This window comes from Halorientalis pallida (assembly GCF_004118325.1).
In the GTDB taxonomy this organism is placed as follows: Archaea; Halobacteriota; Halobacteria; order Halobacteriales; family Haloarculaceae; genus Halorientalis; species Halorientalis pallida.
This window is the reverse complement of the sequence record NZ_RDFA01000006.1, coordinates 256,190-278,851: the sequence shown is the minus strand read 5'-3', so window position 1 is coordinate 278,851 and position 22,662 is coordinate 256,190. Positions and strand designations below refer to the sequence as shown.

Annotated in this window: 22 protein-coding genes, 1 tRNA gene and 1 pseudogene; 7 read left to right on the top strand and 17 right to left on the bottom strand. The window is 65.4% G+C overall.

From position 1 onward, the window contains the following. Nucleotides 1-6 precede the first annotated feature (6 nt). From EAF64_RS17050 to EAF64_RS17005, 10 genes are all read right to left on the bottom strand, one after another. Complete coding sequence (locus tag EAF64_RS17050; protein WP_129070181.1) at nt 7-1,230, bottom strand: hypothetical protein; 1,224 nt, start codon at nt 1,228-1,230, stop codon at nt 7-9. Between the two features lie 78 nt (nt 1,231-1,308). Next, the gene (arcS, locus tag EAF64_RS17045; protein ID WP_129070180.1) at nt 1,309-3,060 is read right to left on the bottom strand and encodes an archaeosine synthase subunit alpha; all 1,752 of its coding nucleotides are present in this window, start codon (nt 3,058-3,060) and stop codon (nt 1,309-1,311) included. Between the two features lie 46 nt (nt 3,061-3,106). Continuing rightward, nucleotides 3,107-4,621 (bottom strand): tRNA guanosine(15) transglycosylase TgtA, encoded by a 1,515-nt coding sequence (gene tgtA / locus EAF64_RS17040; RefSeq protein ID WP_129070179.1) that lies wholly within the window; start codon nt 4,619-4,621, stop codon nt 3,107-3,109. 75 nt (nt 4,622-4,696) lie between these two features. After that, nucleotides 4,697-5,266 (bottom strand): NUDIX hydrolase, encoded by a 570-nt coding sequence (locus EAF64_RS17035; RefSeq protein WP_129070178.1) that lies wholly within the window; start codon nt 5,264-5,266, stop codon nt 4,697-4,699. 129 nt (nt 5,267-5,395) lie between these two features. Then, the gene (locus EAF64_RS17030; RefSeq protein WP_129070177.1) at nt 5,396-5,785 is read right to left on the bottom strand and encodes a cupin domain-containing protein; all 390 of its coding nucleotides are present in this window, start codon (nt 5,783-5,785) and stop codon (nt 5,396-5,398) included. A gap of 38 nt (nt 5,786-5,823) precedes the next feature. Further along, a complete protein-coding gene (locus EAF64_RS17025) occupies nt 5,824-7,308 on the bottom strand; it encodes a glycosyltransferase (RefSeq protein WP_193767738.1) in 1,485 nt (494 codons plus the stop codon). A gap of 203 nt (nt 7,309-7,511) precedes the next feature. Then, entirely contained in the window at nt 7,512-8,162 is a 651-nt protein-coding gene (locus EAF64_RS17020) for a hypothetical protein (protein ID WP_129070175.1), read from the bottom strand. A 157-nt stretch (nt 8,163-8,319) separates the two neighbouring features. After that, nucleotides 8,320-8,392, bottom strand: a tRNA-Pro gene (locus EAF64_RS17015). Nucleotides 8,393-8,458: 66 nt separating this feature from the next. Beyond that, entirely contained in the window at nt 8,459-10,210 is a 1,752-nt protein-coding gene (locus tag EAF64_RS17010; RefSeq protein WP_129070174.1) for a hypothetical protein, read from the bottom strand. After that, nucleotides 10,200-10,985: an ABC transporter ATP-binding protein gene (locus EAF64_RS17005; protein WP_129070173.1), complete on the bottom strand. Its 786-nt coding sequence runs from the start codon at nt 10,983-10,985 to the stop codon at nt 10,200-10,202. Before EAF64_RS17005 ends, EAF64_RS17010 begins: the two co-directional genes overlap by 11 nt. A 102-nt stretch (nt 10,986-11,087) precedes the next feature. On the opposite strand from EAF64_RS17005, the gene EAF64_RS17000 reads away from it, so the two are divergent. After that, nucleotides 11,088-11,600 carry a YfcE family phosphodiesterase gene (locus EAF64_RS17000; protein WP_129070172.1) on the top strand — a complete coding sequence of 171 codons (513 nt, stop codon included), beginning with the start codon at nt 11,088-11,090 and terminating at the stop codon, nt 11,598-11,600. Between the two features lie 48 nt (nt 11,601-11,648). On the opposite strand, the gene EAF64_RS21140 is transcribed toward EAF64_RS17000, so the two are convergent. After that, the gene (locus EAF64_RS21140) at nt 11,649-11,804 is read right to left on the bottom strand and encodes a hypothetical protein (protein WP_170845417.1); all 156 of its coding nucleotides are present in this window, start codon (nt 11,802-11,804) and stop codon (nt 11,649-11,651) included. A gap of 92 nt (nt 11,805-11,896) precedes the next feature. Here EAF64_RS21140 and EAF64_RS16995 point away from each other — a divergent pair, with 92 nt between their 5' ends. Beyond that, the gene (locus EAF64_RS16995; RefSeq protein WP_227739030.1) at nt 11,897-12,394 is read left to right on the top strand and encodes a GDP-mannose mannosyl hydrolase; all 498 of its coding nucleotides are present in this window, start codon (nt 11,897-11,899) and stop codon (nt 12,392-12,394) included. A gap of 6 nt (nt 12,395-12,400) precedes the next feature. Here EAF64_RS16995 and EAF64_RS16990 read toward each other — a convergent pair whose 3' ends face one another. From EAF64_RS16990 to trmY, 3 genes are all read right to left on the bottom strand, one after another. Beyond that, nucleotides 12,401-12,772 carry a hypothetical protein gene (locus tag EAF64_RS16990; protein ID WP_129070171.1) on the bottom strand — a complete coding sequence of 124 codons (372 nt, stop codon included), beginning with the start codon at nt 12,770-12,772 and terminating at the stop codon, nt 12,401-12,403. A gap of 602 nt (nt 12,773-13,374) precedes the next feature. Further along, nucleotides 13,375-14,439 (bottom strand): PKD domain-containing protein, encoded by a 1,065-nt coding sequence (locus tag EAF64_RS16985; RefSeq protein ID WP_129070170.1) that lies wholly within the window; start codon nt 14,437-14,439, stop codon nt 13,375-13,377. 59 nt (nt 14,440-14,498) lie between these two features. Then, nucleotides 14,499-15,095 (bottom strand): tRNA (pseudouridine(54)-N(1))-methyltransferase TrmY, encoded by a 597-nt coding sequence (gene trmY, locus EAF64_RS16980; RefSeq protein WP_129070169.1) that lies wholly within the window; start codon nt 15,093-15,095, stop codon nt 14,499-14,501. 136 nt (nt 15,096-15,231) lie between these two features. Here trmY and EAF64_RS16975 point away from each other — a divergent pair, with 136 nt between their 5' ends. Beyond that, a complete protein-coding gene (locus EAF64_RS16975) occupies nt 15,232-16,752 on the top strand; it encodes a phosphoenolpyruvate carboxykinase (ATP) (protein WP_129070168.1) in 1,521 nt (506 codons plus the stop codon). A gap of 100 nt (nt 16,753-16,852) precedes the next feature. After that, nucleotides 16,853-19,198, top strand: a complete 2,346-nt coding sequence (locus EAF64_RS16970; RefSeq protein ID WP_129070167.1) for an STT3 domain-containing protein — start codon at nt 16,853-16,855, stop codon at nt 19,196-19,198. A 6-nt stretch (nt 19,199-19,204) separates the two neighbouring features. On the opposite strand, the gene EAF64_RS16965 is transcribed toward EAF64_RS16970, so the two are convergent. Then, a complete protein-coding gene (locus EAF64_RS16965; protein WP_129070166.1) occupies nt 19,205-19,603 on the bottom strand; it encodes a hypothetical protein in 399 nt (132 codons plus the stop codon). After that, entirely contained in the window at nt 19,604-19,864 is a 261-nt protein-coding gene (locus tag EAF64_RS16960; RefSeq protein ID WP_129070165.1) for an AbrB/MazE/SpoVT family DNA-binding domain-containing protein, read from the bottom strand. A gap of 94 nt (nt 19,865-19,958) precedes the next feature. Between EAF64_RS16960 and EAF64_RS16955 the strand changes: the two genes are divergently transcribed. From EAF64_RS16955 to EAF64_RS16945, 3 genes and pseudogenes are all read left to right on the top strand, one after another. Next, nucleotides 19,959-20,525: a metal-dependent hydrolase gene (locus EAF64_RS16955; RefSeq protein WP_129070164.1), complete on the top strand. Its 567-nt coding sequence runs from the start codon at nt 19,959-19,961 to the stop codon at nt 20,523-20,525. Between the two features lie 86 nt (nt 20,526-20,611). Continuing rightward, nucleotides 20,612-20,917: pseudogene (locus EAF64_RS21775) on the top strand (toxin-antitoxin system TumE family protein). A 23-nt stretch (nt 20,918-20,940) separates the two neighbouring features. Next, nucleotides 20,941-21,345: an HVO_A0114 family putative DNA-binding protein gene (locus EAF64_RS16945; protein ID WP_129070163.1), complete on the top strand. Its 405-nt coding sequence runs from the start codon at nt 20,941-20,943 to the stop codon at nt 21,343-21,345. Nucleotides 21,346-21,352: 7 nt separating this feature from the next. On the opposite strand, the gene aglM is transcribed toward EAF64_RS16945, so the two are convergent. Continuing rightward, a complete protein-coding gene (gene aglM / locus EAF64_RS16940) occupies nt 21,353-22,648 on the bottom strand; it encodes a UDP-glucose 6-dehydrogenase AglM (RefSeq protein WP_129070162.1) in 1,296 nt (431 codons plus the stop codon). Between the last annotated feature and the right edge of the window lie 14 nt (nt 22,649-22,662).

Here is a 22,662-nt window from a genome sequence, read left to right as displayed (position 1 = left end):
GGGTGGTTACGCGCCGGCACCGAAGCCGGTGCTCGCCCCGGTCTCGGTCTCGACTTCCGGGCCGTAGGTCAGCTTGACACCGTCGAGGAACGCCGACACCGACGGGACCCGGCGGGAGAACGAGGCCGCGTTCTCGGGCACGTCGGGCTGGCTCCCGACGCTCGCGGTGACGTCGTAGTCACCGAACCGGCCCGAAGCGACGACGTAGAGCGTCTCACCCGAGTCCAGCGACTCGGAGAGCGTGACGTTCCCGTAGGCCGCGAAGCCCGATCCGACCTGGATCCGCGTGTCGGCCGGGATGGCGTCGCCGCCCTCGTGGGTCAGCGCGAGCGCCTGTCCCTCACTGGTCGTCTCGACCGTCGCGTCGGGGTACTCGCCGGCCCAGTCGGGCTGGGTGACACTCGTCGAGCCGACTCCCGAGACTGTCACCGTCATGCTCTCGGTCTGACTGGTGTTCGTGTTCGTGGCTTCCCAGTGCAGTTCGCGGATGACGCCCTCGGGCGTGACCAGAACGTAGCCGCTCGCGTCCTGCAGCCCAGCCTGGAGATTCCAGCCCGAGTCCGACCGGTTGAACCCGTCCATGGCGAGCCGAAGGACCTGCTGGCCGTCGACGGTCGTCGTCCCGTCGACCGACAGCGACATGGAGTTGAGCGTCGAGAACGGGATCACCCGGACGAGGCTCAGGAACTGATAGCCCGTGTAGAGGTTCGTCTCACCGTAGGAGTAGGTGACCGGTGGCGACTGGGACGTGTTCCGCCGAACCACAGTCGACCCGGACCGCCACCAGGTCCCGGACCTGCCGGTCGTCTCGTTGACGTAGCGGAGCCGTTCGCCGGCGGAGCCGTTCCGGTGGACGAGCCCGAGCGTCCCACCGCTCGACTCGAAGGCCATCCGCGTCTCGGCGTTCGACCCGGCCGCCTCGAAGTGGCTGGTGACCAGCGCCGTCGCGTTGGTGACGCCGGAGCTATCGACGCCCGGCGGGTACATGTCCGACGACACCGCGTCCATGCCACCACTGCCCGGCCCGACCGGCGACACGTCGATGCTGAGCGAGTCCGGTACGTCCGGACTGCTCACGCCGGTCTCGGGCTGCGTTCCGTCGTCCGTTCCGTCGGGCGTGCCGTCCGACGTGTCGTCGGCACTCGGAGACGCCGTCCCCTGCCCGCCGCCGCTACAGCCTGCCAGCACGAGCATCGCGGCGACCGCCACAGTCAGCAATATGCGTTTCATCTATCAGGTTCTGATACAGAAACGACGAATAAACTTCCGCTTCTCGACGTTGCCTGCGGGGAGGGGTTGCCGTCGCGATCAGCGCTCTTCCACGTGCCGGACCTGGCTGGCGATGCCCCGCGTCGACTCGACCATCTCCGGTCCGTTCATCGACGCGCGGCCGACGCCGAACGCGGCCGGTCCTTCGATCACGACCTCGTCGCCCGGCCGGATCGAGTCGCTGGCGTCGACCACGCCCGGCGCGAGGACGCTCCCGTGGGGCACGAAGCCGTCGATCTCGACCCGTTTGACCGGTGCGTCGCTTTCGGCCCAGCGCCGACCCCCCGCGAGCGTCAGCGAGAGGACACCGTACTCGGGGACCATCGCGGCCAGTTGCTCGCCGTCGGCGTCGGTGACCCGCAGTTTCGGGTAGCGTGACTCCGTCTGGATCTCGTCGAACAGGTCGTCCCCCGCACCCTCCCCGAACTGGTAGTCGGCGATGGCTCGGATCGTGTTGTGTTCGCGCTCGCGTTTCGGGTACGTCAGTTCGCCCTCCAGTTCGGCCGCGAGGTTCGACAGCGACTCGCTGGTCGTCGGGTGATCGTCGACGGTGAAGACCGGATCGACGTCGAGGTCGGCGGTGGCGCGCTCGACGATCTCGCGGTAGCCCTCCGGGGGCACGTGGGCGACGACCTTCGGGTAGTCGTTGCGCTGGAGGTACGCTTCCAGCACGTCGCTGACGAACTCGATCTCCGTGGCGGTCCACTCCCCGGTCACGACCGAGTCGTAGTGCTGTGCGGGGTAGGTGCATTCCAGTTCCTGGGGCACGACGCCGATGGGCGAGGTCATCGAGGCGACGTGGGCGCGCCACTGGATCACGTCGTGGTACTGGCCGTGGCTCTGTGACTCGCTGTAGGGTTTCTTGGCCGAGCAGGGCACCAGAACCAGGGGGTTCGAGAAGCGACTGCGGTACTGCGTGGTCACGCGTTCGGCGAACCGCTGGATCTCCACGCGCCGGATCGTGTCGTCGGTCGCGGCCGTGATCTCCCCGCGACGGACGATCGGTGTACGCTGTTCGAGGTAGCCGTACTGCTGGTCCAGCCGGCGGAACGTGGCGGTGAGCCACTGATCGTGCCGGGCCTGGCCCTCGATATAGTCCCGGAGCGACCCGTCGCGAATCCGGCGGCGGACCCGCGCGAGTTCCGCGGCCAGTGCTCGCTGGTTGTGTTCGGCACAGTCCTCGCGGTCGAACTCGTCACGGGGCTGCTGACAGGCCGGACACGCACAGGGAAGTTCGTCCAGGTCTTCCAGGAAGTACTCGCCGTCGGTCGCGAGGTAGAACCCCTTCGTGCCGCGCAGGACGGCCCGATCCGTGTCCACGAGGTCGGCCCCGGCGTAGACCAGCGTCGCGACGTTCGCGGGCGTGGCGACGCCCGGGAGATAGAGTGCAGTGTCCGCGGGCGTAGCCTCCCGCACCGACAGCATGGCGTCGACGAACGCCGCTGCGTGGCCGGCGTAGCCGGTGGCGTTGGACAGGACGTAGGCGTCGGTGCCGTGACCGGTGGCGGTTTCCGGCGAGACGACCGCGGCGCTGGGGCAGTCCACGTCGGGATACTCGACGGCGAAGGCGTCCTCGACTTCGTCGGGCGTTCCGGCGGGCAGCCCTCGGTGCGGGAGCACGGTGAGCGTCGATTCGTCGCCGTCGGGTACCTCGCGGTCCTCGGGCCAGAGACTGCCCGCGTCGGTGACGACGTCGTCGGCCAGCGCGGGCGTGGTCAGCGGGTCCGCGAGCCGGAGTTCCCCGATGCGGGCGGCCCCGTCCCGCTCGTGGATCTCGAAGTAATCGGTCATGGCACCGTCTCGGGCGAGCGCGGCCGAGTATCTTTCCTTCCGTCCCTCAGACGCGCTCGTCGCGCTCTTTGGCTCCGTCCTCACCGAACGCGTCGTCGACGCCGAGTTCGTACGTGTCCACGCTTTCGGGGAGCCGGTCGAGCGCCGTCTCCGGCCACCCGGTGTGGCCCAGCGTGAAGTCCGCGTCTGGGTTGGTCTCGGCCAGTCGCGCCACCCCGTCGGCCGCCCGGGCGTAGGCCCGTTCGTCGAGTCGCTCGGGCACCTCGGCGTTGAGCGGGTACACCTCCGAGAGATCCCGCGGGAACGGGCCAAAGGGCGGGACGACCCGCCAGCTCTCGTCGTAGGCCTCGTTCGTGTCCCCCTCGGTGAGCAGGACCTCGCCGTCGGCGTCCAGCCGTTCGAGTCGCTGGTGGTGGCGCAGGACCTCCGGTCGGGCCGCGCTCTCCGCCGAGAGGTAGAAGAAGGCGTCCTTCGAAGCGGGATCGGTTCCCTCGATCTGTTCGGCGTGATCGCCCAGCGCTCGGTACCCGTCGAGCATCGTGGGGTGGCCGCGGGCGCGTGCTTCGACGAGTTCCAGCAGGTTCCCCTGCCGGATCGCCTGCTTGATCCGCCGGATCTCTCCGAAGGTGACGTGGAGGTTGTGTTCGGCCAGCAGTCGCTCGCGTTCGCTGCCGCCACAGGACTCCAGTTCGTCGGGCGTGTGACTCGCACAGACTGGACACTCACAGGGGAAGTAATCCAGATCTTCGAGGTGTTCGGTGCCCCGGACGGTGAGGTAGCGGTCGTCGCGGGCGTACAGCGCGTAGGCCGCCGAGTCGAACAGGTCACAGCCCATCGCGACCGCCAGCGCGAACATCATCGGATGGCCCGCACCGAACAGGTGGACCGGCGCGTCCGCGCCCAGTCCCCGCTTGGCCGCCGCGACCATGTCCACCACGTCGTCGAAGCGATAGTTGTTGAGCAGGGGCACCATCGCGCCGACCGGGAACACGTCCAGATCCGTCCCGTAGGCCTCGCGTGCGGCCCGCTTGCGCAGGTCGGGGTAGGTCGACCCCTGGACCGGCGCGTTGACGAGCATGTCGCCGGTCTCCACCTCGGAGGCGAGTTCCAGACGCTCCTGCGTGGTCGCGAGTTCGTCCTCGGCCTGCTCGCGACTCACGTCCGGCGGCGTCGGGATGTCGACCGGCGTCCCGATGTCCGAGCCAATCGCCTGCTGAAATTCGAGAATCTCGCGGGTGTCCACGTCGATCTCGCCGTATTCGGAGAGCTGAAAGGACCCCGAATCGGTCATGATCGCGCCGGAGAAGTCGTAGAGGTCGTGGAGTCCGTCCGAGAGCGCGTTCTCGCGGGCGTCGTCGGAGCCGTAGAGGATGTAGCCGTTCGTGATGAGGATCTCCGCGCCGAATTCCGCCTCCATGCGGGCCGGCTCGACCGTCCTGACGTGGGGGTTGACCACGGGCAGGAGTGCCGGCGTCTCGACGGTCACGTCCGCCCGGGGAACCGTTAGCTCCCCGATCCGGCCGGCGGCGTCGTAGTCGCGTACCTCGAACCAGTCGCCCATTGGCCCCGGCTTTCGGGGGCGCGGGCCTAAGGGTTGTGTTCTGACCGGCCTGGACCGTGGCGCGATAGCCTCGCACTACCCGAACAGTTCGTAGTGACAGACGCCGAACGCCGTCCGACCGTCCCGGCAGTCGCCGGACTCGACCGCGGCGAGCAGGTCGTCGAAGTCGGCCGTCTCGACGCTGATGGACTCGTTGTGGTCCAGTGCCTGGTCGCCGGTCGGCTCACAGCCGGTGGCGACGAAGTAGTGGAACACGGCGTCGGAGAACCCGTTGGCCGGTTCGACCGTCGTCAGGTGCTCGACCGCGTCGGCCTCGTAGCCGGTCTCCTCCTCCAGTTCCCGGTGGGCCGTCGCGTCGAGGTCGGCGTCCTCGCCCTCGACGCCGCCCGCGGGGAGCCCGCGGTTGACCCGCTTGACGGCCTGTCGCCACTCCTCGATGACGACGACCGCGTCGTCGGGCGTAAAGGGCAGGACGACGACGCTCTCGCTCTCGGAGAGATAGTCGAAGTCTGTCTCCGTTCCGTCGGGAAGGCGGACCTGTTCGCGCTGGACGTCGAACCCCGGGCAGATGTAGGCCGTCTCGCCGTACAGCGTCTCCCAGGCCAGCGACTCCGAGTGACCGTCGTGGGTGGCGTCGTCGGTCATACCGACCCCAGCGTCTCGGGGTGCAAAAGCGTCCGTAAAACACCGGACAATCGGCCTTCCGTTTGTACACCGGGAGAGTTTCCGCCCGTCGCGCCGCGTGCGGGAGGGGACGCGCCACCGGCGAGACGGCTACGAGTCGTCGCCATCCGCGTCCGGCTCGTACGGCCGCCCGATGTCGAACTTTGGGGCGCCGACCCCGAGTACCCGGACCGGCTCGTCGGACTCGGCCGGATTGTACGGCCGGATCGGGCTCTCGGGTTCGACGGCGAACGTCTCGTCGGCCCCGACGACGAACGTCTCGTCGGGCGTCTCGACGTGGAGGTCGCCGGCCAGCACGTAGAACAGTTCCTCGCGCTGGTCGTGGTAGTGGTAGGTCGTCGCGAGGTCCTCGCCGGGCGCGAGGTCGTAGACCGCCGCCGCGAGCTGGGCGAGCTCCGCCGCCTCGGCCAGCGACCGGCGGTCACAGGGGTGGTCCGGCGACGGTGCTAGCTCCGCTGGATCGACGTGATGATAACCCATGGAACAGGACAACGGCGGCGCAGTAAAGAATGGGACGCTCAGTCGGATTTGGTCTCGGTGCCGCCGGTCTTGCTCGACCCCGACTTGGCCTGGGAGTTGACCCGGGCGGTCGTCACGTAGATGCTCGGCCGCTCGAAGATGACCTCGTCGAGGAACGAGACGACGTAGACCACGCTCTGCAGTGCCAGGTAGACCCACAGCGTGAACGAGGCGAACAGTTCCAGACTGTCGTGACTGAACCCGTCACGGTAGTCCTGGACGAACACCATACACGCCGCGATGGCGGGTGAGACCGCGAGCAACGTCCAGAGCGCGTTCCGGGTGAACTCCGAGAAGAACGTCGCGGTCGGAACGCCGTACTGGAGCGTCGTCTTCAGGCCCATGTCGGCGAGGATGGGTGCAGTGGCAGCGTTGTGGACCGCGAAGTCACGCACCATGTCGAACAGCAAGATCGGGAAGGTGAACGCGACGTAGACCGGCATGAGCGCGTACGCGAAGGTGAAGCCGGCGTCGAACCGCTCGCGCATGGACATGTTCTGACTGCGCGGGAGTCGGAACAGATAGCGGAACGCGACCTGCATCCAGCCGCGCGCCCAGCGCTTGCGCTGACTCCACCACGACTGGAGGGTGCCCGGGTTCTCCTCGAACGTGACGATGGAGGGGTCGACCCGGAGCTGTTTGCCGAAGTCGTGAATCTTCGAGGACATGTCGATATCCTCGACGAGGACGCTCTCGTCGAAGTCACCGAGTTCGTCGAACATCTCGGCGCGGAAGAACGCCTGTCCGCCGCCGAAGATGGTGAATCCACCGAGGACTTCCCGTGCGAACAGATCGCCCTTCTCGGCGATGTGGCGCTCGACGGTCGCGTGCAGGGCCAAAAGCGAGTCCCGCGGATTGTCGCCGTAACAGCGACCCTTGACACACCAGATGTCCGCGTCGGACTCGAACCACGCAACAGCGCGGCGAATGGCGTCCGACTTGAACCGGTGATCGGCGTCGATGCTGGCGATGATCTCACCGGTCGCGTACTGGAGTGCGTAGTTCGTCGCCTTCGCTTTCCCGCCGCCAGGTTCGTCCCGCTCGATCGCTTTGAACCGCTCGTCGTCGGCGGCCGCCTCCTCACAGATCGCCGCCGTGTCGTCGACGGAGTCGCGCTCGTAACAGAGGACGACCTCCAGCTTCTCGGCCGGGTAGTCGAGGTTCCGACACGCCTCGATCGTGTCGGGCAGCACCGCGGCCTCGTTGTACGCCGGAATGACCACGCTGACATCCGGCAACTCTGTGTCCGACAGCGTCAGCTCGGGCGTCTCCGGTCGCTTGAACGAAAACAGCGCCGACACGAGTGCCCGCCCGGTCAGCCCGAGCAGCGCGACCAGCATGACCGTCGTGAGTACCCGAAACCACGTATCGGGAAAGATGATCGCCGGGAGGTACAGCGCCCCCATCACGCCAGCGGCGACGGTGATATAGCGGAGAGCTCCCTTGTAGGAGAACGATTGACTCTCCGCAGTCTCTACTTTCATAGAGCCTCTTCGGTCGGTCATTAAGAAATAATTGATGATTTGTCTCGGAGAAAGCAGACGAGCGTCAGACACCCCGAATACACCCCGATACTTTCCGGCCGGACGCGTCATCCTGACCGCCATACAGGGACACGTTCTGACCACATCTACGCACCGCTCACGGGTTCGCTCGCAGGCGAACGTGGGATGGCACAGATTTCGACTCAGATCGTCCTCGAAGCGATCACGCCCTCGTCGGTACGTGCGAGCCGGCCACACTCCCCGTAAACCCACTCCACTGGCCGCCACTGTCGCCCGACGGATCGGTGCGGGTCGTCCAGTGACTCGTAGAACTCCGTCACTGACGGACTCGCGAGTTCGAGGCCGCTACGGAGGTCCTCGATCCGTTCACCCTGTACGAGCCCACCCGTTTTCGTCCCCGGGACTACTTTGTAGGTTTCGCCGTCGTACTGGAGCTCTACAGGTTCCCCTGATTCCAAATAACACATCTCCTCCCACGCCGTCGCGGCCGGTTCGGAGTACTCGCGTAGCCATCGTGTGACCTTCTGTACGAGTACCGTATCACCGGTGAGACCGCAACTCGAACGATGTACCTTTGTATCATCCAGTGACGGATACTGGTCGATCGAGAGCAGCAACGCCGGTACGTCCACAGAATTCGGTGTTTCCGAGTCGAGCGTTCGGAGCCGCTCCCAGAGATCATCCGCCGATTCGGCGGTGCGGTCGAAGTGGTCAACCAGTTCCGATCGCTCCAGCGCATCCGAGGCCTCCCTGAACTTGCGGTACGTGGACGACAACCGATTGAGGGTGAACTCACTGAGATCAAAGGCGTAGATGGTCCGGTGCGTACTCATACATCGGGTTCGGGAGCGGTATTTGTAGATTCTGGGGTTACACGAGGCAGCACCGGCTGTCGATCACCATTTGTCCCAGTAGAACGCTGGGCCGGCGCAAACGTCGAACACGGGATGACGATCACTCGCTACGCTCGCCGTATGTTCGGTGGAAAAGTGGGCCGGCGCGAATTCGAATCGCGGTTACGGCCACCCGAAGGCCGAAGGATACCAAGCTACCCCACCGGCCCGTGCAGTAGCAATACGGAGATGGCACGCGCCACTGTTAACGGTTGCGAAAGTCGCCACCGCCCGGCCTAGTCGAGCGTGTGCCACTGGAACCGCCGCGAGACGGCCCTGAACGACCATATCCCGAGCAGACACAGGGCAGCGAGCGGAAGTATGTAGCCGCCCCAGCGGACGGTCGGCAGGGGGATCGTCGCTATTTCGGCCCCGGCCTGACTCAGCCAGGTCGCGACACCACGGGCAGGGTCGAGACCCTGGCTCGCGAGCAAGCCGAAGGGAAGCGACAGGAGGCCACCGACGAGCAGCGACAGGAACCGACGGGTTCCCGCCGGTGCCAGCGTCGCGGCGGCGGCGAGGGTCCCCGGAATGCCGAGTGTCAGCGTGTACAGCACGACCGCGCTGAGACTCGGCGGGACGATCTCCCGGTCGCTCCCCACCCGGACCGGATCGTACCGGGGGAAGGCCATCCCGAGCCCCGGCGCGATCACGACCGCGGCGAGCGTCAGCACGAGCGCGATCACCGCGAGCGACGCGGTTTCGAGGGGGCCGTACGGCCCGGCGAGCCCAGTGGCGACGGTCGCGACGACGACCACGGGCAGGCCCAGCGTCAGTCCCGGCAGGGCGAGTCCGACGGCGTAGTCCCGGCCGGAGGCGAGCGACGTGAGCGTGGCCGGGAGGGCGGCCCCTTCGTCGCCCAGCGGGTTGAGACCGAACACGGCACCGGCGAGCCAGGGGAGTGCGACGACCACGAGGGGCGGTACCAACGTCAAGAGCGAGCCAACGCCGGCCTGGGCGACGTTGACGAGACTGACGCCGAGGAGGACGACTGGCAACACGAGGAAAGAGAGGCGCTGGGGGTTCCGGCGGGCGACGACGACGGACCGCTGGGCGATCCGGCGGGCTGGTTGGCCGACCGTCGGAAGTGGAATCGGACGGACCGCGGCCGCGAGCGCGTCGTCGGCGGTCCCGGTGTCGACCCGCGCCTGCTCGGCGGCCACCGCGTCCTCGACGGTGTCGCCGAACCACAGCGCCGTCCCGAACCGTTCGACGACCAGCACGCCAGCAGCGGTCCAGGCCAGCCCACCGACGAGAACCGTCGCCGCCCGGAGGAGCGATCCCGAAAACGGCGACCCGATCACTGCGAGGTCGACGATCCAGGAGAACGGGAGCCAGCCCAGCACCACGGTCACGCCCTGACCGCCGAAGTTCTGGAGACCGATGTATCCGCCGACGAACACGATCACCGCCAGGAGGCTGAACGCGGACTTGTTCTCGGCGACGACACGGTAGCGCGCCACGACCAGTTTGGCGAGCAGTCCCAGCGCGAACCCGAGCACGAGCGCCGTCGAGAGGAACAGCAGGACCGCGAGCACCAGGAACGGCGCCATCAGCGGCGATCCCGAGGCGACGACGAACGCCCCGCCCAGCAACAGGACGGGCACGGCGAAGTAGGCGAGCGCCCGGAAGCACTCGGCACTGAGCAGGCCTAGGGCGACGGCCCGGACCGGAACGGTCAGTAGCATCAACGACTCCTGGTCGATGCTGTGGTGGCGCGACCCCGCACGCTGGGCGCTGATGAACACCGCGAACAGCCACTGGATCGCGACACTGCCACGGATCACGTTCGACACGTCGCCCGCCGGAACCTCGTCGCCGAACTGCAGGATGAACCACGTGCCCGCGAGGAGAACGAGGCCGAACAGCAGGGCGACGACGCCGATCAGCGCCAGCCGTGCCGAGTCACCCCGGAGGGACCGAACGGTTCGGCGGAACTCGATTCGGCCGATGGAGAGCCCCTGTCGGATCCAGTCGTTACCGGACATCCGTCGCACCCTCCACCGTCGCCTCGTCGGCCGCGGGATCCTCGCTGGTCACTTCGAGGAACACGTCCTCGAGTGTCCGCTCGTCGGTGCTCTCACCGGCGTCGGCCTGCCGTTTCAGGTCGCCGGGCGGTCCCTCCGCGACCAGCCGCCCGTCGTAGAGGACGCCTACCGTGTCCGCGTGCTCGTCGACCACCGGCAGGATGTGCGTCGAGAGGAAGACGGTCGTCCCTTCGTCGGCCAGGTCGTCGATCATCTTCCTGATCGTCCGCGCGGCCCGCGGGTCCAGCCCACTGGTTGGCTCGTCCAGAAAGAGCACGTCCGGATCGTGGAGCAGCGACTGGACGAACGCCGTCTTCTGACGCATGCCCTTTGAGTAGGCGTCGATCCGTCGATCAGCGTCGCCGGACAGATCGAGTCGGTCGAGCAGTTCCTCGACGCGCTGGCTCGTCGCCTCTTCCGGGAGGTCACGCAACCCCGCGGCGTAAGTCAACTGCTCGCGGGCGGTGAGTTCGGTGTACAGCGGCGGTTCCTCGGGGAGGTACCCGACCCGCTCGATGAGGTGCTCGCGGTCGTCGGTAGGGACGCCGGCGACGCGTGCGCTACCGCTGGAGGGGCGGGTCAGCGACGTGAGCATCCGCATCGTCGTCGTCTTCCCCGCCCCGTTGGGGCCGAGAAAGCCGTACACGACGCCCTCGGGAACCCTGAGGTCGAGGTCCGCGACTGCCGTGGTCGCTCCGTACCGTTTCGTCAGCCCTGTCGTCTCGATCGCTGTCATGGGGACCAGTCGTTCGAGAGTCCCGGCGGACGACCTATGAAGATAGGGTCGCGTTTTCCGAGCCTGAAAACCTTCATTGTCCGGCCGGCCGACGCCCCGCACATGCAGGTGGGAATCGTCTCCGACACGCACGACAACTACAGCGCCGCCGAGGCCATCGCTACCGCCTTCGACGACCGCGGGATCGACAGCCTCGTCCACTGCGGGGACTACATCGCCCCGCCCCTGCTCGCGGCCTTCGAGGGCCACGGCTTCGACATCCACGGCGTCCTCGGCAACAACGACGGCGAACGCGAGGGCCTCCAGTCGGCCATCGACGGCTTCAGCGACGGGAGCCAGCTCCACGGTCGCGACGTCGACCTCACCTTCGACGACACCTCGGTCCACGTCCTCCACGGCGATCAGGGCATCGAGACCGTCGACGAACGCGCCGAATCCGGCGACTACGACTACGTCTGCTACGGCCACTTCCACGTCGCCGAGCAACGAACCGTCGGCGACACCACCGTCGTCAACCCCGGCGCACACTTTCCGACAGTGCCAGCCGACCACCGCAGCGTCGCGATTCTCGACACAGACGCCGACGCTGTCGAGTTCGTCAGGATCGACGCATAACAGCGCCGTCGCTACGCGACTGGAGTACTGGAAGAACGACCGCGCCGATCAGGAGAGATCGGGAACGAGCGGCGCGTCGGCCTCGTCTACAAGCTCGTTACCGGACGTTTTCGGTGCCGCGCGACCACCGTCGGTGCGGACGCGGTTCGTGGGCATCTCGGGAACGAGCGGAGCCGTCGTTTCGATCTGAGGCCGTTCGGTCATTTGTCCTCATCACATCCTGAGGGTGGGACTTACATAAATATCACGGTCTATGATTATCACGGTCGTTCGTGGGCCGGCGAGTGTCGGTGTGGATGACAACCGAGAAGAGGGGTGAGAACGCCAGCGAGGATATGAGCGAGGGCCCGGTTCCGGCGGAAGCGTGGAAGACGGTGATCAGCAACGTGCCGCTGGTTTCGGTCGATCTCGTGGTCGAGACCGACGACGGCGTCGTCCTCGGCAAACGCGAGAACGAGCCCGCGAAAGGTGAGTGGTTCGTCCCCGGCGGTCGCGTCCGCAAGCACGAGGAGTTGTGCGAGGCCGTCGATCGGGTCGCGGAATCCGAACTCGGCTGTTCGGTCGCCATCGAACGCCAGCTCGGCGTCTACGAACACTTCTACGACACGTCGGAGTTCGACGACACGGGCGGCAAACACTACGTCCCCGTCGGCTATCACGTCAGCCTCGACAGTGGCGCGGAGTTCGAACCGGACGACCAGCACAGTTCCCTGCAGACCTTTCAGCCGCCGTTCGAGATCGATCTGCACCCCTACGTCGAGGCGTATCTGGACGACGCCGGGATTCTGGGGTGAACTGGGTTACTCGTCGGGTTCCGGCGTATCACGGAGCCGGTCTTTTTCGAGGAATCGGGAGAGTCGAAGCCGCCCTGCTTCCTCTTCACGGGTCATCTCACCCCGGACTCGCTCCTCAGCCCACCGGATGCGGTAGCGATACCACTCCAGCGTGTCGTTGCCGTTGCGGATCTCGATGTTGAGGACTCCCGCGTACCAACCGTCCGTTCGATTGAGGCTTCTGGGTAGTGTGAGATTCTTGTAGACATCAACGACGTTGGCTACCTGGCCAAAGTACTCGCTGGAGTTGAGTTCGTGATCGGTTTCGTAGGTGAGGAAGGCTTCGCCGCCGTGTTTGTTTAGTGAGAGTATTTTGGCCTTGGTTTGAGAATAGATCATACTTCTCAATTTAGCAAGATACCGATCAGCACCAGGTTCTGGCCGTCCCGCAGATACATTCCAATGGTGTCCGTTCGCGAGAGTAGCATTCAGATATGTATTTAGTCCCCAATGTCCACGGATGTGTTTCATTGCCCACCAATCTTCTGTCCTAAAATCCCAGACCGTAGAACCGTTGGGACTTATTCCCACAATGTTGAGTCTACTAACTCCCCATTTAGACGTGTTGTGATAACTTTTGTTCACAACTTCTGCAAAAACTCTCGTTATGTATGCTAATTCATATCCTGTCCGTGAATTATTAGTGAAATTCCCAGTATAATTTACACGAATAGTACTCTCAGACTTTAAAATATTATTTATTTTTATTGGTGCTCTTTCGACTGTAGATTTGAACAGCGGTGTGTATTCTGTATTATTGTATTTATTATTTTTATTTGAGGAATTAGTATTATTATTTTCTATTTTTGTTGTAGTATTTTTACTATTCGGCGATGTCGTTAAATCCTCATGCGGCTCAGGACTTCTTTGTTCGTCTTGATATCCACTGCACCCCGCAGTGATAATAACTATACATGTAACAATCGAAAGTATTCGTTTTTCTAACATATTAGACAAAGATCAGTGGAGGTTACGCTGTCGCCTGTGTCATCCGACGTGCTGCCCCCGCTGACCAGACCGAAGCCAGGTGACACACCAGCAGCACTATTAATAATTCCGTTTTCATACCCCTCGTCAGGATCTTCGTTCACTTGGTCCTGATTTTCATTCCTCCCACCGTCCCCGTCATCGGTAAAGTCGGTCTCGACTTCCTCGCCCGGATCGGCGGTCGCGGCTCTGGTCAACTCCCGATTGGTCGGGTTCGACTGGCGGACGACGTCACCGGAGGCATCCATGGTCGGTGCTTGAACGATGATGGTGCGATCACCCCATTCGACCTGCATGGCACCGTCGTACCCGTCGTCGCCGCCATCGGAGCCACCGCCGACATTGCGGACCTGCGGTGATATCGACACCGAGTCGGTCGCTTCACGGCCAGCAGTGTCCACGACCCGGACGGTGAGGGTGTGGTTCGCGGCCGATTCCATGCTGTGGACGTACTTGATCGAGTTCGCACTGGACTCGTTGACGGACTGCTGGACTGTCTGTTCGCTCTCGACCAGCCACGTCACGTCGTCGATAGGGGCCCCACCGCGAGAGAAGTTGGCAACGTAGGTCGCTTGTCCGGTCGGCTGCCCACCAGTCCCGGACTGCTCGACGGTCGGGTCTGCTGGCCCGGACAGCGACACCGACGGCCCCGGTGCGGGATCGACCTCGACGTACAGCGTATCCGTCTTCGTAGCCCCATCGTCGTCGGTCACGGTGACGGTGACGTTGTAGCGGCCGGGCGTCCCTGGGCTGAACGAGGTGGTGCCACAGGTCCCGCAGTCGGGCGTGATCGTCCCCCCGCTGGGCGTTTCGATGGACCAGTCGTACCCGGTGACGTTGCCGTCGGTGTCCCGTGAACCGGTGGCGTCCAGCCGAACGGTCTCGCCTGCCCTCGCCTGCTGGTCGAGGCCAGCCTCGGCCAGCGGCGGTTCGTTGTCCTCGCCGGCGACGACACTCGGTATCGCGAGGAGCGCCACCACGAGCGAGAGGGCGAGTCCACCCCGGATGACTCGATCCATGTCCCGTGCCCGGGTTTTGTCGCGGTCTGGTACTTAAACTTCAGGATTGCGAACAGGTTTCAGTACTGCCGGAAGCCGTCGGTGTCGAGATAGTTGTGCGCGACCGTGATGGCGTGGTCCGCGTGGAGGGCCTGCGGCGAGAGGCTGACGCGGTGGTCCGCGTACTCCGCGAGCAGGTCGGCCTCGGCGTCGGTGAACGACTGGTGATCGGAGAGGACGAACAGCGGGTCCTCGGGCGGTTCGACGTCGACGATGGGGTCGCCGTCCTCGTGGAGGTGGACGACGGTGCTGTCGGCGGCGGCCTCCGAGAGCGTGGTCTCGAAGCCTTTCCGGGAGACCGAGACGCCAGGGGAACTCTCGGCGGGCACGTGGCCGATGGCGTCCTCACGGTGGTCGAGCGCGGTGCGGACGAGGGCGGCGGTGCTGCGCTCGTCGGGGTTGAGGTTGCGCAAGTCGGGGCCGTCGAACTGGACGGTGAACTCGTCCTGAAGGACGAGTGAGACGCGTACGTCCTCGCGGATGTCGTGGGAGAGGACGAACGCGGCGCTGATCGCGCGACAGAGGATATCGAGGCGGCCGGCCTCGCTCGGGAGGGCGTCGAGCGAGAAGTCGGGCGTCGTCGGCACGCGGTGGCCCAGCAGGCAGAAGTGGCGCATGGGACCGGTGTCGACCCGCGGGGAAAAGAACGTGTCCGTCTCGACGTGTCCGCGGAGAGGTAACGGGACGGTATACCGAACCAAGGCGCGACTGAATGGCCCGACCTTATTACCGAGCCCGTGGTAGGGACGCCTGATGTCCGAGTCCGGATTCACGGTGCGAGAGCCCGTCACGGCGTTACCCGACCCGGTCGAGTCCGAACACGTCGTCTACAATCCGTCGCTCGACCAGCTCCGGGAGTTTTCCCGGGACCTGGAGACGACCACGGAGTTCGGCTCGCCCGCCTACGTCAGCGACCAGCAGTCGCGCAACGCAGACAAGACGCGAAACGCGATCGACCACGAGTTCGACGCCGACGACCTCGAACACTTCGAGGACGCCATCGAATTCGCCGAGTCGAACGAGCTCATCTGCCTCGATCGGCAGGTGGGTCGCCACCCCGACCACGCCTACGTCTGTCGGTACTACGTCCCGAAGGCGTACGGCCGCATCGCGCTCTCGGTGGCGAAGCTGTTCGAACCGGTCGACGATCCGGACGCCGAGCCCGACTTCGTGACCGTCCAGGTCCCCGACTGGGACGAGACGGCCATCCGGATCCTCCCCGAGGAAGGCTTCACGGCCGTCCTGGGGAGCGACTACACCGGTGAGGCCAAGAAGTCGTTCCTGCGGCTGTTCATGCTGCGCGCCAAGGAAGCGGGCGGTCTGGGACTGCACGCCGGCAGCAAGCGCGTTCGACTCGAACGCGACGACGGCGACGAGGACGGCCTGGAGACCGTCGGCCAGCTGTTCCTCGGCCTCTCGGGAACCGGCAAGTCCACGCTGACCGCTCACGGCCTCGATCTCGCGGATCCGGAAGACGCGACGATGCTGCAGGACGACGTGTGCGCGCTCCTCTCGGACGGCTCCGTCGCCGGCAGCGAGGGCCAGGGCCTCTACATCAAGACCATCGGCCTGGAACGCGCGGAACAGCCCGAACTCTACGACGCGGCGACCGACGAGTCCGCCGTGCTGGAGAACGTGGATGTGGCCGAGGACGGCACCGTCGACTTCGACAGCGACCACCACACCACGAACGGCCGCGCCGTGATCCAGCGCTCGGAACTCGATTCGGCGGGCGAAGAGATCGACCTCCCGAACCTGGACCAGATCTTCTTCATCACGCGCAATCCCGTGATGCCGCCGGTCGCCAAGCTCGATCCCGACGAGGCCGCCGCGGCGTTCATGCTCGGCGAGTCCATCCAGACCAGCGCGGGCGACCCCTCGAAGGCCGGCGAGTCGATCCGCGTCGTCGGAACCAACCCCTTCATCATGGGCTCGGAAGGCGAGGAGGGCAACCGGTTCCGCGACCTGATCGACGACCTCGACGTGGACTGTTTCGTCCTGAACACCGGCTCCGTCGGCGGGCGCGACGTCGGCGTCGACGACACGGTGACGCTGCTGGAGGGAATCTCACGGGACACCGTCTCGTGGCGCGACGACGACACGACCGGCCTGACCGTCCCGAGTGAGGTGCCCGGGATGGACGTGTCGGCGTTCGACGTGGCGGCGAATCTGGACGACGCCGACGACCGGGTCGCGGACCTCCGCGCGGAACGGCAGGAGTACCTGGCGCAGTTCGCGGACCTCGACGACGAGATCGAATCGGCTGTCTACTGACCGGACTCGGATCTGTCGGCTTTTCGTTGTTCATATACTCGGAGTGGCCAGCGACCCGCCTGTCGATGGGTTTATTCGCTCGACGGGGGATGGGCGAGATATGGCCGACGAGCGCGACGCCGCCGAGACGCTCACCGAGCGCCCCGAGCTGGCGTCCGCACTCGAATCCGTTCGCCCGGTCGACGACGACGCCGAGACCTGGACCTTCGAGGACGTCCCGATCGACTCGGGCACGTTCGGCGAACTCGTTGCTGCGGATCTGGTCGAGAAAGTCGACGGGGAATACCGGCTCCCGGACGCGACCCGACGCGCACTCGACGGCGATACGGACGACGCGACCGCCACGCAGGAGGGAGCGGATCTGGACCTGTCACTGCCCAGTTTCGACGTGGACCGGCGCGCGGCGGGGGCGCTGGCTGGCGCGCTCGCGGTGGTCGTTCTCTTCCGGACGGTGTTTTCCTACGGCGCGGTGTTCCGTGACGGTGCGGTCGTTTTGTCCGGAAACGACCCCTATGCCTACCGGTACATCGTCGAGAGCCTGCTGACTCAGGGCAGTGGATTCGATGCCGCCCTGCTGAGCGACATGCCAATGATGAACGGCGAGCCGCTCACCGTCGCGACGCTGTACTGGCTGGCGGACCTGTTCGGCGGAACGGCGTCCGCTGCGGGAACCCTCATGGCCTGGTACCCGGTCGCCTCGGCGCTGGTCACGGCCGTGCTGCTGTACGTCATCGCGGTTCGGCTCACGGACGACCGACGGGTCGGACTCGCCGCGGTCGTGTTCCTGGCGACGACGCCTGCCCACGCGATTCGGACGAGTCTCGGCTTCGCTGACCACCACGCCTTCGACTACCCGTGGCTCGTCCTCTCGGCGCTCGCGTTGATTGTCCTCGCGGACCGGGGCGACGATGCCTACCGCGACCCCCGCGCCTGGCTCGCGGGGCTGGGACTGGGTATCGGCGTAACCGGGCAGATCCTGGCCTGGGACTACGGGGCCGCACTGGTGGTCCCAGTCGCACTGGTCGTGGCGCTCACCGTTGTGCTGGACGTAAATGCGGACCGGTCGCCGCTCGAGGCGAACGCGCCGCTGATCGGTGGCCTGGCAATCGCGGCAGTCACCGTCCGGACCGTCCACGGCGAGGTAGGCTGGCACACGGACTTCACCGTCGCCGTCCCCCTGTTGCTCGCCGTCGGCACAGTTGGCGTGGTAGTGGCAGGCGAAGCCGTCCACCGGCTGGAGCTCCCATCACTCACGATGGTCGGTGCAGAGGTCGTCGGGACAGTCGCGGCCGTCTTCCTGGTTCCGGTGGTGGTCACGGACTTCTGGACGCGAGCCGGCGACCGAGCGGACCGGTTCTTCGCGACCCGGAACATCGTCGAGACCCAGCCGCTTCTCAGCGGCGACTTCACCTGGTTCCTGTTGCTCGGCTTGGTGCTCGTCCTCGCGCTCCCCCCGCTGGTCTGGGGGAGTCGGCGCGCCGCCGAGGGCGCGAAGGGGTGGCTCGTGGGATCCGTCTACGCCTGGTACTTCCTCGTACTCGCGGCGGTGCAGGTCCGCTTCGTCGGCGAACTCGCCGCCTTCACGGCCCTCTTCGGCGGCCTGGGCTTCGTCTGGTTGGCCCACTGGGTTGACCTCACGGCCGTCCCAAAACCGTTCGCCGAGGATTCGATGAGCGCGAGATCGGGTGTCGATGAAAGCGCGACCGACGGAGGTCCGGGAACACTCCGGCTGCCCACCGCACGGGAGGCGGGGCTCCTCGTCGCCCTGTTCCTGCTGGTCGGGGGCGTGGGCGTCCTCCAGACGCCGATCAAGACGAGTCAGATCACCATCGACGGTGGAGCCTACGAGTCGGCGGCGGCCATCGACGACCACGCGGCCGCCGCGAACCTGAGCTATCCCGACGATTACGTCCTCAGCCAGTGGGGTCGCAACCGGATGTACAACTACTTCGTCAACGGCGAATCGCGGTCGTACGGCTACGCACGCCAGCAACACCGGACGCTGTACAGTTCGACCAACGAGTCGGTGTGGTACCGTTCCCATCGCAACCGCGTCGGCTACGTCGTCACCGAGTCGGTGGCAAACTCGAACGCGACTTCGGCCTCGCTGTTCACCCGGCTGGACGACGGATTCGGCTCCCGCCGATCGCCTGTCGCCGGATTGGCGCACTTCCAAGCCGTCTTCGCGGCCGACAGCGGCGACTACAAGTCCTTCCGACTCGTCCCCGGCGCGACGATTACCGGCACTGGACCGGCCAACGCGACCACGACGCTCTCCCAGTCTGTCGACGTGCCGGGCGCGTCGTTCACGTACGAGCGACAGGTCCGGACGAACGCCGCTGGCGAGTACGGCGTCACTGTTCCCTATCCCGGCGAGTACACCCTCTGGAACGAGACGGTCACGGTGAGCGAGCGCAACGTCGCGGCCGGCCAGCGGGTCGGGTAACCGGAGCTACCAGACCGTTTCGTAGCCCGAATCAGCAATGACACTGTCGGACGTGATGATTGCGTCGGTGTCCCTGGCTCTGTGGCTCGCGACGACGAGACCATCGTGGATACTGAACGTCTCCGTCAATCCCGCATACTCCGCGATTTCGGCGTCGTCGATAGATGCGAGTGCGACGGGCCCGTCCCGTAGGAGTGCGCTCCGGGCCTGCTCCGGCGTCCCGGACAGGGTGATGCCACGTACGTTCTCGTCCCGCGAAACGGAGTAGAGCACCTCTGCGAGTGCAGTCCCGGGCGCGTGAATCACCGTCTCCCCGGCTTCGGCTTCCGCGAAGAGTCGGTCGGCCTCGGGCGGGAGTGAATCGACCAGATAACAGAGGAGCGCGACCGCATCGGCCGTGTACATCTACGACTCCTCATAGTTTCGGTCGCGGCGGTCGCGCACTCGCTGTTCAAGTTCTTCGGCTACCTCGGCCCGCTTCTCCTCGGATGTCTCGTCAGGGACGAGTAGCCCCCGGCCTTCGGTCCGGGTTCGCTTTTTCACCACGATTCCCTCGTCGGTATCCAGCCAGACCACTTCGTCTCCCGGTTCGAGGTCGTACTTCTCGCGTAACCCCTTCGGGATCGTCGCCTGCCCCTTCTCCGTGATCCGAGTCGATTCGCTCATATCGAGTAATACACCGTGTAATACTAAAAGGATACGCGTGTTCGGGGGCTTCGATCCGAAGCCCGTATCACCGTCGCCGCCGTCCGTCCCAGTAATGTGGCCCTGGGGACACGCCGCCGTCGGCTACCTCCTGTACACCGCCTACCGTCGGTCCCGCCTGGATCTACGGCCGCAGGGCGTCGCCGTCGTCGCGCTCGCGGTCGGGACGCAGTTGCCGGACCTGATCGACAAGCCACTGGCCTGGCAGTTCGCCCTCCTGCCGAACGGTCGGTCGTTCGGCCACTCGCTTCTGATCGCCGCCGTGCTTTTGTTTGCGCTGTGGCTCGTCGCGAGACGGTACGACGCCCGCGAGAGCGTGGCCGCCTTCGGCATCGGCTACATCGGCCACCTGTTCGGTGACGCGCTCTACCCCGCACTGGCCGGCGAGTTCCACTACGTCGGATTCCTGGGCTGGCCGCTGATCCCCGCCATCGAGTACGACCTGGCGACGGGCGGATTCCTCTCACATTTGTTCGCGCTCGATCTGGGCCCGCTCGCGCTCTTCGAGCTGGGCCTCACCGCCGTCGCTGTGGGCCTCTGGTACCGCCACGGACTGCCCGGGTTGGGGGTCGTGGTGCCGGGCTACGGCGAATCCATCCCGGAGGAACAACCGAAATCGTGAGCAGGTGTCCTCGGCCAGACTTGTGTCGACCTATGTTGTTCGGTCCATAGGCTTATGACGTTAGGCGGAGTAGTAGAGACCATCGGATGGCGTCCTACACGACGGTCGTCGAGTGGACGGATGTCGAAGATGACTACGTCGTCGATGTCACTATCCGCCGAACGGAGGACGATACGTACCCGAGTGGCTGGAGTTACGCGCTCCGTCTCGGGGAAGTCGGTGGTGAGACCATCCTCCGCTAGGACAACGCCCACGAACGAACCAAGGGGCACGAACGTCACACCCAGGGAAATGTCGAGACCATCGACTTCCCAGGAATGCTGGCCCTGTACGATCGGTTCAAGCGGGAGGCCGAAGACCACTCCCCAGTCACGTGGGAGTGGCCGGAGTAGGACGGCATCAGGAGGTCCACACAATGCCAACGCTCAAAATCACTGTCGGGGAACGCGACCGACTCGATCAGCGGGCACGTCGTCGTATTGAGGCCGCACAGGAGGGCGAGGAACTCGACGACGCGCAACCGGTTCTAAACTTCGGGTCGTACGCGGAACTCAGTCGTCTCCTCAGCCCGAAGAATCTGGAGTTACTGGAGCTGATCGCCCGGCGCGAACCCGAGAGTATCAGCGAGACAGCCGATCTGGTCGAACGTGATTACAAACAGGTACACAGAAACCTTTCCGAACTCGAAGATATCGGTGTGATCGAATTCGACGACGACAGCAATGGACGGCCGAAAAAGCCGCTCCTCGCTTACGACGGCCTCGAAATCGACATTCCGTTTGCTGATTCTGATGATGCGACTGGCGTCGCGGCACCGTGACTGACCGTCACCAAGTCAGCCCCTCGTAGGTGATCCCCTCGCGCCGTTCGACGATCCGTCGCCCGTCGACCACGACGGCCTCTTCCATCGCGTCGAACTCCTCGTCCAGAGTCCCGAACTCGTCCCAGTCGGTGACGACCACGGCCCCGCTCGCGCCGTCGAGGGCCGCCGCCGCCGACTCGGCGTACTCGATGTCGGGGAACCGCTCGGCCATCTCACCCGCGGCGACGGGGTCGTACGCGACGACCTCCGCCCCGCGCTCGCGGAGCCCCTCTATCACCGGAATGGCCCGCGAGTTCCGAATGTCGTCCGTCCCGGGTTTGAACGCCAGCCCCAGCACGGCGATCCGGTCTCCCTCGGCCTCGACGTGCTCGTCCAGCAGCGAGAGCAACCGTTCGGGCTGGCGCTCGTTGACCTCGACGGCTGCTTCGAGCATGCGGGGATCGTAGCCGGCGTCGCGGGCGTGTTGTATAATCGCTGATGTGTCTTTTGGAAAACAAGATCCCCCCCACCCGACCCCGCTCCGGAGGAACTGCTCGCCGATGCGGTCATCGAGTCCGATGGCTTCGGCCACCTCGTAGGCGTCGACACCGAACTCCTTGCAGATGTTCCCGATGTCGTTGATGAGGCTGACCTTCGCGGCGAGGAAGCCGTTGTTGGCGTACTTGATCATCTCGGCCTCACGCGGGCCGGTCTCGAAGACGGGCACGTCCCACTGGAGAACCAGCGGTTCGTAGACTTCCGCGAGCAGATCGAGCGCGCGACCGTCGCCGTCGGTTCCCACGACGATCTTGTCCGGTTCCATGAAGTCGTCGACGGCGGTCCCCTCTCGGAGGAACTCGGGATTGACTGCGACGCCGAAGTCCTCGCCGGCGGTCTTTCCGGAGGCCGCCTCGACGAGCGGCGTCAGGGTGTCCTCGGTCGTGCCGGGGACGACGGTACTCTTGACGACCACGAGATGGTAGCCGTCCTTCTCGGCGATGGCCTCGCCCACGGATTCGGCGCCGGCTTCCATGATCGAGGTGTCGATGCTCCCGTCGTCGTTTTTCGGCGTCGGAAGCGCGAGGAACGTCACGTCGGTCTCGCGGATGGTGTCGTAGTCGGTCGTCGCGCGAAGTCGGTCGCCGCCGTAGACCGACACCAGCGGATCCAGCCCCGGTTCGTGGATCGGAGCGTCGCCATCGTTGACGGCCGCGACGATGTCTTCGTCGATGTCGACGCTCGTGACCTCGTGGCCGAGGTCGGCGAAACAGGCCGCGATGGTCGTCCCGACGTAGCCGCTGCCGACGACGCTTACGTGCATACAGGATCCGTCCA

Coding starts and splice junctions, on each gene's coding strand:
- EAF64_RS17050 (WP_129070181.1), bottom strand. CDS start 1,230: ATGAAACGCATATTGCTGACTGTGGCGGTCGCCGCGATGCTCGTGCTG.
- arcS (WP_129070180.1), bottom strand. CDS start 3,060: ATGACCGATTACTTCGAGATCCACGAGCGGGACGGGGCCGCCCGCATC.
- tgtA (WP_129070179.1), bottom strand. CDS start 4,621: ATGGGCGACTGGTTCGAGGTACGCGACTACGACGCCGCCGGCCGGATC.
- EAF64_RS17035 (WP_129070178.1), bottom strand. CDS start 5,266: ATGACCGACGACGCCACCCACGACGGTCACTCGGAGTCGCTGGCCTGG.
- EAF64_RS17030 (WP_129070177.1), bottom strand. CDS start 5,785: ATGGGTTATCATCACGTCGATCCAGCGGAGCTAGCACCGTCGCCGGAC.
- EAF64_RS17025 (WP_193767738.1), bottom strand. CDS start 7,308: ATGAAAGTAGAGACTGCGGAGAGTCAATCGTTCTCCTACAAGGGAGCT.
- EAF64_RS17020 (WP_129070175.1), bottom strand. CDS start 8,162: ATGAGTACGCACCGGACCATCTACGCCTTTGATCTCAGTGAGTTCACC.
- EAF64_RS17010 (WP_129070174.1), bottom strand. CDS start 10,210: ATGTCCGGTAACGACTGGATCCGACAGGGGCTCTCCATCGGCCGAATC.
- EAF64_RS17005 (WP_129070173.1), bottom strand. CDS start 10,985: ATGACAGCGATCGAGACGACAGGGCTGACGAAACGGTACGGAGCGACC.
- EAF64_RS17000 (WP_129070172.1), top strand. CDS start 11,088: ATGCAGGTGGGAATCGTCTCCGACACGCACGACAACTACAGCGCCGCC.
- EAF64_RS21140 (WP_170845417.1), bottom strand. CDS start 11,804: ATGACCGAACGGCCTCAGATCGAAACGACGGCTCCGCTCGTTCCCGAG.
- EAF64_RS16995 (WP_227739030.1), top strand. CDS start 11,897: ATGACAACCGAGAAGAGGGGTGAGAACGCCAGCGAGGATATGAGCGAG.
- EAF64_RS16990 (WP_129070171.1), bottom strand. CDS start 12,772: ATGATCTATTCTCAAACCAAGGCCAAAATACTCTCACTAAACAAACAC.
- EAF64_RS16985 (WP_129070170.1), bottom strand. CDS start 14,439: ATGGATCGAGTCATCCGGGGTGGACTCGCCCTCTCGCTCGTGGTGGCG.
- trmY (WP_129070169.1), bottom strand. CDS start 15,095: ATGCGCCACTTCTGCCTGCTGGGCCACCGCGTGCCGACGACGCCCGAC.
- EAF64_RS16975 (WP_129070168.1), top strand. CDS start 15,232: ATGTCCGAGTCCGGATTCACGGTGCGAGAGCCCGTCACGGCGTTACCC.
- EAF64_RS16970 (WP_129070167.1), top strand. CDS start 16,853: ATGGCCGACGAGCGCGACGCCGCCGAGACGCTCACCGAGCGCCCCGAG.
- EAF64_RS16965 (WP_129070166.1), bottom strand. CDS start 19,603: ATGTACACGGCCGATGCGGTCGCGCTCCTCTGTTATCTGGTCGATTCA.
- EAF64_RS16960 (WP_129070165.1), bottom strand. CDS start 19,864: ATGAGCGAATCGACTCGGATCACGGAGAAGGGGCAGGCGACGATCCCG.
- EAF64_RS16955 (WP_129070164.1), top strand. CDS start 19,959: ATGTGGCCCTGGGGACACGCCGCCGTCGGCTACCTCCTGTACACCGCC.
- EAF64_RS16945 (WP_129070163.1), top strand. CDS start 20,941: ATGCCAACGCTCAAAATCACTGTCGGGGAACGCGACCGACTCGATCAG.
- aglM (WP_129070162.1), bottom strand. CDS start 22,648: ATGCACGTAAGCGTCGTCGGCAGCGGCTACGTCGGGACGACCATCGCG.